An 11,196-nucleotide genomic window follows, 5' to 3' on the forward strand; every position below is an offset into this window, starting at 1 on the left:
CGCGGCTCGGCCCCGGTCGAGCCGCGCCCGTACGCGGTCGTTGTCCGAACGGCGCTCCTCCAGGTCCGCGGCGCGGCGGCGGGCCTCGGCGTGTCGCCTTTGCAGGGCGGCGAGTTCGCGGGATGCGTCGGCGTGTCGCTGGGCGCGCCCGTGGTCGCCCTCGGCGGCCCCGACCGCGGTCCCGGCGATGTCCAGGTGCTCGCGTGCGGTCGTACGGGCCAGGGCTGCCCACTCCAGGACCGTGTCCGCCAATCCGGGTTCTCCCGGGGAGAGTTCGGGCAGCGGGTGGTCGCGGTGGTCGGCGACGCGGCCCGCGGCCTGGGCCATCCGGTGGGCAAGGGCCAGCAGCCGCTCGTCACCGCCCCGCACCCGCCTCTCCGCGGCCCGCCGCAGCTCGGCCAGCTTCTCCTCCACGGCGGCGAACCGGCGCGTGTCGAAGAGCCTGCCGAGCAGGTGCGCGCGGGCTTCCGCGTCGGCGCGCAGGAAGCGCGCGAAGTCGCCCTGCGGGAGGAGGACGACCTGGCAGAACTGCTCCCTGTTCATACCGAGCAGCTGGCCGATCTCCTCGCCCACCTCCTGGTGGGAGCGGCTCAGCGCCTTCCACGAGCCGGTCGTGGCGCCGGGCGCGGCCTGTGCCGTCCACTCGCGCAGCCACGTCTGCGCCTTCTCGCGGGTGAGGCCGTCGCCCCGCTTCTTGGGGCGCGGCTGCTCCGGCCGCCGGGTGACCTCCAACCGCCGCTCGCCGACGGTGAATTCGAGCACGATCTCGGTGGGGGTGAACGGCTCGGCGTGGTCGCTGCGCAGCGACTGCCCACCGTGGCGGGCGCCGGGCACGCCGCCGTACAGCGCATAGCAGACGGCGTCCAGGACGGAGGTCTTGCCCGCGCCGGTGGGGCCGTGCAGCAGGAAGAGCCCGGCGGAGGACAGTTCATCGAAGTCGACCTCCTGTGTGGCGCCGAACGGTCCGAACGCGGTGATCCGCAGCCGGTGGAGCCTCATCGCGCCACCTCCGCCGCCTCGTCGCCGACGCGGATCTCGTCCAGGGCCGCCCGCAGCACGGCCCGTTCGCTCTCGTCCGGGCCGCTGCCGCCGCGTACGTGGGCCACGAAGTCCTCCGCGATCTGCCGGTCCGTACGCCCCTTGAGCCGCTCGGCGTAGGAGGCCAGGGGGTCCTCGGGGGCGCGCTCCGGCGCGAAGACGAGGCTGAGCACGTGCGGGAAGCGCTCGGCGAGCCGGGCCATGGGCTCGCGGGGGCGGGCCGGGTCGGTGAGCGTGGCTTCGACCCAGGATTGTTCGTGGACCGCGAGTTCCGGGTCCTCGAGGAGGGTGTCGAGGCGGCCGCGGACGCGGGCGATGGGGCGCGGGACGGGGCAGTCGATCCGCTCGGCCGTGACCGCTCCCCGCTCCCCGAGGTCGATGAGCCACATGCTCTTGCGCTGGTCGGCCTCGGAGAAGGAGTAGGCCAGCGGGGAACCGGAGTAGCGGACCCGCTCGCCGATGGTCTGGCAGCCGTGGAGGTGACCGAGCGCGGCGTAGTCGACTCCGTCGAAGACGTCGGCGGGGACGGCCGCGACGCCGCCTACGGTGATGTCCCGCTCGCTGTCGCTGGCGGCGCCCCCGGTGACGAAGGCGTGGGCGAGCACGACCGAGCGCGTCCCGTCCGGGCGGCCCGCGAGGTCGGCGCGCACCCGGTCCATGGCCGTGCGGAGCACGGATTCGTGCCCGGCCCGCTCGGCGCCCAACTCCTCGCGGACGAGGGCCGGTTCGAGGTACGGAAGACCGTAGAGCGCGACCTTGCCATGCTCGTCGGCGAGGAGGACCGGGTCGGCGCAGCCGCCGGGGTCGGTGCGCAGGTGGATGCCGGCGCGCTCCATCAGCCCGGCGCCCACGCCCAGTCGGCGGGCGGAATCGTGGTTGCCGGAGATCATGACGGTGGGGACGCCGAGTTCGGCGAGCCGGTGGAGGGCGGTGTCGTACAGCTCGACGGCCGCCAGCGGGGGCACGGCCCGGTCGTAGACGTCGCCCGCGACGAGCACCGCGTCGACCCGCTGCTCGCGCGCGGTCTCCACGAGGTGGTCGAGGAAGGCCGCTTGGGCGGCCAGCAGGCTCACCCGGTGGAACGACCGGCCCAGATGCCAGTCCGACGTGTGCAGGAGTCGCATGGCCCCGACTGTAACGGTGGGGTCTGACAACGCCTCCCGGCACCGGAGTTCCGGGCCCGGGAGGGCTGGGTACGGGTCCGGTTTCAGCCCGTTCCGCCGGACTCCTCAGACCGTTCCGTAGGCCTCGCCGCCGAGTTCGAGCACGGCCGTGCCCGCGGTGGTGTCGGCGAGCCAGGCGCGGAAGGCCTCGACGTCCGCCTCGGGGAGGCCGATCTCAAGGGTGACCTCGGCCGCGTACCGCACGTCGCGCACATCGCGTCCGGTGGCGCGCAGGTCGTTCTCCAGCTTGCCCGCCCGCTGGTGGTCGACGGTGACGGTGGCCAGCCGGAACCGCTGCCGGGTGATGGTGCCCAGCGTGTCCAGGGCCTCGCCGACGGCTCCGCCGTAGGCCCGGATCAGGCCGCCCGCGCCGAGCTTGACGCCGCCGTAGTAGCGGGTGACGACGGCGACGGCGTACCGGACCTCGCGGCGCAGCAGCATCTGGAGCATGGGCACGCCCGCGGTGCCGCCGGGTTCGCCGTCGTCGCTCGCCTTCTGGACGGCGCCGTCGGCGCCGATGACATAGGCGTAGCAGTTGTGGGTGGCGCCGGGGTGCTCCTTGCGGACGCGCTGGATGAAGTCCTGTGCCTCCTGCTCGGTCGCGGCGGGCGCGAGGGAGCAGAGGAAGCGCGACTTGTTGATCTCGATCTCGTGCACGCCCACGCGCGCGACCGTCCGGTACCGCTCCTGCATCAGCCCACCTTACGCGGCCGCCCCGGCAGGCCGCGCCCGGGCCGTTCGGGGCCGTTGGCGGTACCCGTGCGGGCTCGGTGCGGTTCGGTGCGCGGCCGGGACTCGGGCCGGGAACACGAGCCGGACGGGCGGGAATCAACGGGCGGGGAATCATCGGGAAGGACAGTTCGTTAGCCGGGCATGTACGCAGACGCGGAGACACTGCGCAGGATCCTGACCGGCACGGGCGACACGTGGGCGGTGGTCGGCCTCTCCACCAACGAGCGGCGGCCGGCCTTCGGCGTGGCCGAGGTGCTGCAGCTCTTCGGCAAGCGGATCGTGCCGGTCCACCCCAGGGCCGAAACGGTCCACGGGGAGCCGGGTTATGCCTCGCTGGCCGACATACCGTTCCCGGTGGACGTGGTCGACGTGTTCGTGAACAGCGAGCTGGCCGGAGAGGTCGCCGACCAGGCGGTGGCGGTCGGCGCGAAGGCCGTGTGGTTCCAGTTGGGGGTGGTGGACGAGGCGGCGTACGAGCGCACGCGCGCGGCCGGGCTGGACATGGTCATGGACCGCTGCCCGGCGATCGAGATACCGCGACTGCGCTGACCGTGAGTCCCGGCCGCGCCCTGGCGGCCGCCTCCGAGTCCGTCAGATCCCGAGGCCGTCCAGGACTTCCGCGCCCGGGAGTTCGGCCAGCGCCTTGCCGGGGACGATCAGCTTGCCGCGCCGCCGGCCGCTGCCGATCACGAGGTGCGGCGCGTCGGCGACCGCCGCGTCGACCAGCACCGGCCAGCCGGCCGGGAGCCCGATGGGCGTGATGCCGCCGTACTCCATGGAACTCTCCCCCACCGCCGTGTCCATCGGCGCGAACGACGCCTTCCGGACGCCGAGGTGGCGCCGTACCGCTCCGTTGACGTCCACGCGCGTGGTGGACAGGACCAGGCAGGCGGCCAGCGTGACGGCCTGCCCGCGCTTGCCCGCCACGACGACGCAGTTCGCCGAGGCTTCGAGCAGCCCGGGCCCGTAGGTCTCGGCGAACACGGCGGTGTCGGCCTTCTCGGGGTCGGTGTCGACATACAGCAGCTGCTCCGCGGGCACACTGCCGCGCCAGGCCCGGAGGGCTTCGGCGACGGCCGGGTTGAGCTCGTCGAGGCAGTCGGCGGCGGGGCGGGCTTCGTCGAAGTTTCCGATGGGGGCGCGCATGCGCGCACGTTAACAGGGGCCGCCGGACAGGCGGTTGCCCGTCCCGGCCTACGGGCGGACCTGCGGCACCGGGCGCGCGTACGTCATCGAGCGGGCGTGCGCCACCGGGCGCGCGTAGGTCATCGGGCGGGCGGTACGGCGACCACCATGGTCATCTCCACCGGCTCGCCGCCGTCGTTGCGGTAGGCGTGGACGGTGTCCGCCTCATAGGTGGCGGAGGTGCCTGCCGGGATCTTGTAGTCCTCGCCGTCCACGACGAGCGTCAACTCGCCCGCCGTGACGTGCAGCAGCTCGACGGTGCCCTGCCGGTGCGGGTCGGAGTCGCTGCCCTCGCCGGGCATCAGCCGCCAGGACCACAGTTCGAGGGGGCCGGGGATCTGCGTCCCGGCGAGCAGCACCGTGGAGCTGCCCGCCTCCGTGGACCACATCCGTACGGCCTGTTCCTGCGGTACGAGCCGCACCTTGGGCTCCTGGTCGTAGTCCAGCAGCGTCGTGATGCTCACGCCGAGGGCGTCGGCGAGCTTGACGGTCGTGCCGACGCTCGGGTTCGTCCGCGCCTGCTCGATCTGGATGATCATGCCCCGGCTCACCCCCGCCCGGGCGGCGAGCCCGTCCAGCGTGAAGCCCCGCTCGTTGCGCCAGCGCTTGAGGTTGCGCGCGAGGGACTGGGTGAGGTGGTCGAGGTCCGTCACGTTCCGTCCAATGCTCACGAAAGCCGCCGTCGGGCGGGTGCACTATTTTAGATTGCGCAGTTCATTGTGCTGAACTACAGTGTGCTGAACTCCAGCGCTCACCACACTGTACTGCGAGGTGCTCTCATGACCGCCGTCTTCGCCCTGGCCACCAGCTTGCTCTGGGGCCTCGCGGACTTCGGCGGCGGCCTGCTGACCCGCCGCATCCCGGCGCTGACGGTCGTCGTCACCTCCCAGGTCATCGCCATGGCCGTGCTCGGCTCGGTTGTGCTCGCGACGGGCGGCTGGAGCGAGGTGGGGCCGCAGCTGTGGTTCGCGGCCGCGGCGGGCGTCGTCGGCCCGGCAGCCATGCTGGCCTTCTACCGCGCGCTGGCGCTCGGCCCGATGGGCGTCGTCTCGCCGCTCGGCTCGGTGGGCGTGGCGGTGCCGGTCGGGGTCGGGCTCATGGTCGGCGAGCGGCCGGGGCTGCTCCAGGTCGCGGGCATCCTGGTGGCGGTCGTGGGCATCGTGCTGGCGGGCGGTCCGCAGCTGCGCGGGGCGCCGGTGCAGCGGCAGGCGATCCTGCTGACGCTGATCGCCGCGTTCGGGTTCGGCGCCGTGATGGCCCTCGTCGCGGAGGCCTCGTCCTCGATCACCGGGCTGTTCCTGGCGCTGTTCGTGCAGCGGGTGTGCAACGTCGCGGTCGGGGGCACGGCGCTGTACGTGTCGGTGCGGCGCGGCGCCAAGGCTCTTCCGGAGGAGGGCGGCTGGGAGATCGTCCGGTCCTCGCTGCCCGCGCTGGCCTTCGTGGGTCTGGCGGACGTGGCGGCCAACGGCGCGTACATCGTCGCCGCCAACGAGGGCCCGGTGACCGTCGCGGCCGTCCTCGCCTCGCTGTACCCGGTGATAACGGCCCTGGCCGCGCGAGGCGTCCTCAAGGAGCGGCTGCGCGCGAGCCAGGCGGCGGGCGCGGGGCTGGCCCTGGTCGGCACGGTCCTCCTGGCGGCGGGCTGAGGTCCGGGGCGGGCCGCGAACCGACCGTCCGCGCCGCCCGCCCCGACGCCAGCGGCGGGCCATGGGCGGCCTGGCGGCGAGCCGCCCCGGCCTCGCCGGCGACCCGCGCGGACCGAGCCGATGCCCCGGCGGACGGGGGCGGCGTCCGCCCGGTCCGCCCCGGGCGGCGTCGGGCCTCAGCGGTCGGCCCGCAGGCCCGGCCGCCCCTCGCCCAACGGCCCACCCTCCGCGGGCCCTTCGGGCCCGGCCTGCCCCGGGAGCCTCGCGAGTGCGAGCAGCTCCCCCGGGGTCATGCCCTGCGGGATCGGCACCGGGGCCGGGGTGCGCAAGGGCGGCTGCCAGCCCGATTCCGGGTCCCAGCGCCGTACGACCCGGGCGGGCGCGCCCGCGACCACCGCGTGGTCGGGCACCTCGCCCCGGACGACCGCACCGGCGGCGACCACCACGTTCCGCCCGAGCCGCGCGCCCGGCAGGATCACCGCGCCCGCGCCGAGCCAGCTGCCGGGGCCGATCTCGACCGGCGCCGAGCGCGGCCACTGCCGGCCCACCGGCTGCTCCGGGTCGTCGTAGCTGTGGTTGTCGCTGGTGACATAGACGTACGGGCCGCAGAACACGTCGTCGCCGAAGACCACGGGGCGGGAGGCCACGACGTGGCTGCCGCGGCCGAGGACGACGCCGTTGCCCAGCCGAAGCACGGGCTCGGGGCCGAGGTCGACGCCGGGCATCATCCCGGCGGTCAGCGTGACGTGCTCGCCGATGACGCAGTGCTCGCCGAGCTGGATCCACGGCTCGCCGAAGACCGTGCCCTGCGGGAAGGCCAGCCGGGTGCCGTGGCCGATCCGCCCGAAGCGGTACCGTCCCGGCCGCTCGGCGGTCACCGCGCCCGCGCTCTGCATCCAGCCCCAACCGCTGTGCACCGCCCGCGTGACGGCCCGGCGGCGCCAGGCGGCCAGCGCCGCGAGGGATGAGAACACGTTCCGGTTTCTGGGCACCCGCTCACCGTACTCAGCGCGGCACCGGCCGAAGAGACCCCGTCCTGTGATCTTCGCCCCACGGGACCGTCGCGCGGAAACCGGACCGCGCACGGAACACCCCTTCCCTCGCGCCCGCTTCAACCGCCCGCCCAGTACGCCTTCACGCCCGCGAAATTCGGCCGCGCCGACAGCGCTCCCAACAGAATGAAGCGGCAACAGAATTCGGAATGCCGACCACCGATTTCCCCGCCTCGCTGCTCAACGACATGATCCCTCGATCGGGACGCCGAAAATCCGACCAAGGGAAACGCGAAACGCGCACCGATCTCCTGTCTCAAATCAGCGCCATCACGCGAAGAGCGTGAGCACGGCCACCACAAGACCTCCACATCGGGGCGTCCAAATCGGTCTTGACCGCCCAACTGACCGCCGCACAGGATGTGTTGAGCACTTACGCATCAGGAGTCGACAAGCGAGAGCTTGGCCCCGGGCGGACCAATCCGGGGTGCCGACGGGGGGAACTCGATGGTGCGTGCGTGTCCGGGCCGGGCGGCCGGGACACGCATTCGCGTGATGGAACCAATCCCTCCGGAATTTCTTGGTGCCCAACCCATTGGTGCCTGAAGGGATTGGAGGGGGAATGCCGACGAAACCGACCCACCCCGGTGTCTACGTCGAAGAACTTCCCAGCGGCACACGCACCGTCTCCGCCGTCACCACGTCCGTGACCGCGTTCGTCGGGCACACCCGGCGCGGCCCATTGAACACGCCGGTCAGGATCAGCAGCTTCACGGACTTCGAGCGCCGCTTCGGCGGTCTCACCTCGCAGAGCGCCGTCGCCTACGCCGTACAGCAGTTCTTCGCCAACGGCGGCACCGTCGCGGTGATCGTCCGGGTGGCCGCCGCCGGAACGGGGAAGGCGGCCTGCGTCACCCTCGAATCGACCGAGGGCCGCAGCGCCTGCCCGGCCCTGCGGGTGCACGCCAGGGAACCGGGCGTCTGGGGCTCGGGCCTGCGGGTGGCCGTCGACTACGACACTCGGTCCCCCGGCGAGACCTTCAACCTCCGCGTCTTCGACGCCCACGGCGGAGCCCGCGAGAGCTTCACCGGGCTCTCGGCGCAGCCCGGCCACGGCCGCTTCGTGGAGACCGTGGTCAACCCCGGCTCCTCCCTCATCCGGGTCGAGGCGCTCGCCGAGGACCGGCCGGACCCCTCGGGCACCGTCTCCAAGCCGTTCTCCGACGAGCTGCCCGACCTCGCCGTCGACCTCACGGTCAAGATCGGCGACGTCGAGCGGGAGTTCACGCTCTACGACCCGGACCAGGACGGCGAGCCACCCGCCGGAGTCACCGAGCTGGCGCTCCTCCTGGAGCGGAAACTGCGCGCCCTGCCCGACGCCCCCGGCAGGCGGGCCTTCGCGGGCGCGGAGGTGACCGCGTTCGGCGACCGGCTCCAGGTCGTCGCCGGCTCGACCGACCCCGAGGACACGGTGCGTTTCGTCGGCGAGTGCGCCAACGACCTCGGCCTGGAGGCGTCGGTCAACCCGCCCGTGTTCCCGCTGTGCGGCGGCGTGGACGGGGACCCGCCGGGGCCGCGCGATCTCATCGGCAGCGAAGCCCGCAAGACTGGCCTCCAGGCGCTGCGCGGCGTCGATGACGTCAACCTGCTCTCGCTGCCGGAGCTGGCGGCGTACGAGTCCACTGAGGACATGGTCACCGTCATCTCGGCGGCCCAGAGGCTGTGCCAGGAGCGGCGGATCTTCCTGCTGGTCGACTCCCCCGCGGCCTGGGTCAGCGCCGACACCGCGCGCGCCGGCCTCGCCGCCTTCGACCGGGTCCGCTCGCACCACGCGGCGCTGTACTTCCCGCACCTCCAGCTGACCGATCCGCTCACCGGCCGACTCCGGGCCTTCCCGCCGTCCGGCGCGGTCGCGGGGGTCATCGCCCGCACGGACGCCGAGCGGGGCGTGTGGAAGGCACCCGCGGGAACCGAGGCCCGGCTGGCCGGGGTGCGGTCGCTGACCGTCCGACTGACCGACCGCGAGAGCGGGTTGCTCAACCCGCTGGGCGTGAACGTGCTGCGCATCTTCCCGGCGGTGGGCCCGGTGGTGTGGGGCGCCCGCACCTTGGAGGGCTCGGACGCGCTGGAGAGCGAGTGGAAGTACGTGCCGGTGCGCAGGCTCGCGCTGCACGTGGAGGAGAGCCTGTACCGGGGGCTGCAGTGGGTGGTCTTCGAGCCCAACAACGAGCAGCTGTGGCAGCAGATCCGGCTCAACGCCTCGGCGTATCTGCACACCCTGTTCCGGCAGGGGGCGTTCGCGGGCGGCACTCCGCGCGAGGCGTACTTCGTCAAGTGCGACCGGGACACCACCACCGAGGCCGACGTCGAGGCGGGTGTGGTCAACGTCCTGGTCGGCATCGCGCCGGTCAGGCCGGCGGAGTTCGTGATCGTCAGGATCCGGCAGATGGCCGGGCAGTTCGAACTCCAGGGCTCGTGAGCAGGCCCGTAAGGCCCCGAAGGCACCCGCAGGCCCCGAAGGAACCGAAGGAATCCGATGGCTGAGTTTCAGGTCAACGCCCATCGCTTCGACCCGTACAAGAACTTCAAGTTCCTGGTTCTCTGGGACGGTCGTACGGTCGCGGGCATCAGCAAGATCAGTCCGCTGAAGCGCACCACCGAGGTGGTCAAGCACCGGCACGGCGGGGACCCCAGCTCCCCGCGCAAGTCCCCGGGCCGCTCCGAGTTCGAGGGGGTGACCCTGGAGCGCGGCGTCACCCACGACCCCGAGTTCGACCGCTGGGCCAACAAGGTCTGGCAGGTGGGCGCCGGCCTCGGCTCCGAGGTCTCGCTCGCGGACTTCCGCAAGGACATCGTGGTGCAGGTGCTCAACGAGGCCGGGCAGGTAGCCGTTTCGCACAAGCTCTACCGCGCCTGGCCGAGCGAGTACCAGGTGCTGGGCGAACTGGACGCCAACGCCAACGCGGTCGCGATCCAGAGCCTCAAGCTCGAGTGCGAGGGTTGGGAGCGGGACTACGAGGTGCCGGAGCCGACCGAGCCGTCGTTCACCCACCCGGCGTGAGGGGTGGGGCCCGTGGAACTGCTGGCCACCTGGGAGGCCGGGCTGGCCCTCCACGGCTCCGGCCGCGCCCTGCTGCTGCACCGGGTGGCCCGTCCGGAGGCCGGCACCGACGACGAGCTGCTGGCGGTGCCGGTCGGCGAGCGGGAGGCGGACCTGTTCGCGCTGCGCCGCGCGCTGTTCGGCGAGCGGATGCAGGTGCGGACCGAGTGCGGGGCGTGCGGCGAGGCGATGGAGTTCGACCTCGACGCACGCGAACTCGGGGTGCGTACGGTGCCGTCGGAGGGGCCGCTGCGGGTGACGGAGGGCGAGTGGACGGTCGAGTTCCGGCTGCCCACCGCCGCCGACCTGGCGGCGGTCGCCGCCGCGACCGACGAACCCGCGGCCGACAAGCCCTTGGCCCTCGGCCCCTCGGCCCTCGAACCCTTGGCCCATGAACCCTCGGTCCTCGGCTCGGCTTCCCCGGCCGACGACGCCCGGCGGCGCCTGGTCGCCCGCTGCACGCTCTCGGCGGTACGGGCCGGGAAGCCGGTTCCGGCGCAGGCGCTCGGCGAGCTGCCCGAGCCGGTGCTGCGGCGGCTCGCCGAGGCCGCGGAACAGGCCGATCCCACGGCCGAGGTGACGCTCGACGTGCGGTGCCCCGACTGCGGCAAGGCCACCCCGGCCGAGCTGGACATCACCACCTACCTGTGGACCGAACTGGACGCCTGGGCGCGGGACCTGCTGCTCGACGTCCACCTGCTGGCCGGCGCCTACGGCTGGAGCGAACCGGAGGTCCTGGCGCTCAGCCCGCTGCGGCGCCGCTACTACCTGGAGCTGTGCGCTGATGCCTGACTACTTCGACCGGCTGGTGGCCCGGCACATCCAGCCCGTCCGGGCTCGCGCGGGCGGCGGCGAGGGGCGGGCGCTCGTACGGCCACGGCTGCCTGGGCCGTACGAGCGGGTCGAGGCGCTGCGTACCGGGGAGCCCCTGCCGGAGGAGCCCGCGCCGCTTCTCCCCACGGCACTGCCCCGACCGGCCGCGGGGGAAGGCCTGTTGGTACGGCGAGAGCGCGAGGTCAGGACCGATCGGCACACAGTGGTCCGCGGCGAGGTCCCGGCGCCGCGGAGCGAGGGGGAGCCGCGGGTGGCCGCGGCCCCGCGGGCCACGGCTCCGCCGCTGCGACCGGCCGCGCCGGTGGCGCCGCCGCGCTCCCTCCGGTCGGACGGGGCGCGCCGGGAGCGGCGGAGCGCGGAGCGCACGGCGGATGGGCCGGGCCCGCGTACCACGCCAACCGCCCCCGTCGCTCCGGCCGTTGGCCCCACTCCCCCGGCGGCCGCCCCGCTGCGGCCGCGCGGTGCGGACTCGGCCGTGGCGCGGGGGCCGGCGCGCGGTGCGGTGG

At 73.6% G+C, this 11,196-nt stretch carries 12 protein-coding genes; 6 read left to right on the plus strand and 6 right to left on the minus strand.

The window, feature by feature from the left end:
* The 3 genes from AOK16_RS16730 to AOK16_RS16740 all read right to left on the minus strand — a co-directional run.
* Window positions 1–999: AAA family ATPase (locus AOK16_RS16730; RefSeq protein WP_157859235.1), on the minus strand; the 999-nt coding region annotated here is incomplete at its 3' end.
* Window positions 996–2,162 (minus strand): exonuclease SbcCD subunit D, encoded by a 1,167-nt coding sequence (locus AOK16_RS16735; protein WP_055473044.1) that lies wholly within the window; start codon window positions 2,160–2,162, stop codon window positions 996–998. The genes AOK16_RS16730 and AOK16_RS16735, both read right to left, overlap by 4 nt.
* Window positions 2,163–2,267: 105 nt before the next feature.
* The gene (locus AOK16_RS16740) at window positions 2,268–2,894 is read right to left on the minus strand and encodes a YigZ family protein (protein ID WP_055473045.1); all 627 of its coding nucleotides are present in this window, start codon (window positions 2,892–2,894) and stop codon (window positions 2,268–2,270) included.
* A 180-nt stretch (window positions 2,895–3,074) separates the two neighbouring features.
* Here AOK16_RS16740 and AOK16_RS16745 point away from each other — a divergent pair, with 180 nt between their 5' ends.
* On the plus strand, window positions 3,075–3,482 hold the full coding sequence (locus AOK16_RS16745; RefSeq protein ID WP_055473046.1) for a CoA-binding protein: 408 nt from the start codon (window positions 3,075–3,077) through the stop codon (window positions 3,480–3,482).
* Between the two features lie 42 nt (window positions 3,483–3,524).
* Here AOK16_RS16745 and AOK16_RS16750 read toward each other — a convergent pair whose 3' ends face one another.
* Window positions 3,525–4,079, minus strand: a complete 555-nt coding sequence (locus AOK16_RS16750; protein ID WP_055473047.1) for a YbaK/EbsC family protein — start codon at window positions 4,077–4,079, stop codon at window positions 3,525–3,527.
* 119 nt (window positions 4,080–4,198) lie between these two features.
* Window positions 4,199–4,771, minus strand: coding sequence for a helix-turn-helix domain-containing protein (locus tag AOK16_RS16755; protein ID WP_055473048.1), 573 nt, complete (start codon window positions 4,769–4,771; stop codon window positions 4,199–4,201).
* Between the two features lie 126 nt (window positions 4,772–4,897).
* Here AOK16_RS16755 and AOK16_RS16760 point away from each other — a divergent pair, with 126 nt between their 5' ends.
* Window positions 4,898–5,764, plus strand: coding sequence for a DMT family transporter (locus AOK16_RS16760; protein WP_055473049.1), 867 nt, complete (start codon window positions 4,898–4,900; stop codon window positions 5,762–5,764).
* Between the two features lie 176 nt (window positions 5,765–5,940).
* Here AOK16_RS16760 and AOK16_RS16765 read toward each other — a convergent pair whose 3' ends face one another.
* Window positions 5,941–6,756, minus strand: a complete 816-nt coding sequence (locus AOK16_RS16765; RefSeq protein WP_055473050.1) for an acyltransferase — start codon at window positions 6,754–6,756, stop codon at window positions 5,941–5,943.
* A gap of 622 nt (window positions 6,757–7,378) precedes the next feature.
* Here AOK16_RS16765 and AOK16_RS16770 point away from each other — a divergent pair.
* The 4 genes from AOK16_RS16770 to AOK16_RS27680 all read left to right on the plus strand — a co-directional run.
* Complete coding sequence (locus tag AOK16_RS16770; protein ID WP_055473051.1) at window positions 7,379–9,235, plus strand: phage tail sheath family protein; 1,857 nt, start codon at window positions 7,379–7,381, stop codon at window positions 9,233–9,235.
* 57 nt (window positions 9,236–9,292) lie between these two features.
* Complete coding sequence (locus AOK16_RS16775; RefSeq protein WP_055473052.1) at window positions 9,293–9,817, plus strand: phage tail protein; 525 nt, start codon at window positions 9,293–9,295, stop codon at window positions 9,815–9,817.
* Window positions 9,818–9,820: 3 nt separating this feature from the next.
* A complete protein-coding gene (locus AOK16_RS16780) occupies window positions 9,821–10,648 on the plus strand; it encodes a T4 family baseplate hub assembly chaperone (RefSeq protein ID WP_055473053.1) in 828 nt (275 codons plus the stop codon).
* A partial coding sequence (locus AOK16_RS27680; protein ID WP_205627705.1) for a hypothetical protein occupies window positions 10,641–11,196 on the plus strand: 556 nt, incomplete at its 3' end. The genes AOK16_RS16780 and AOK16_RS27680, both read left to right, overlap by 8 nt.

This window comes from Streptomyces pathocidini (assembly GCF_001418495.1).
Lineage (GTDB): Bacteria > Actinomycetota > Actinomycetes > Streptomycetales > Streptomycetaceae > Streptomyces > Streptomyces pathocidini.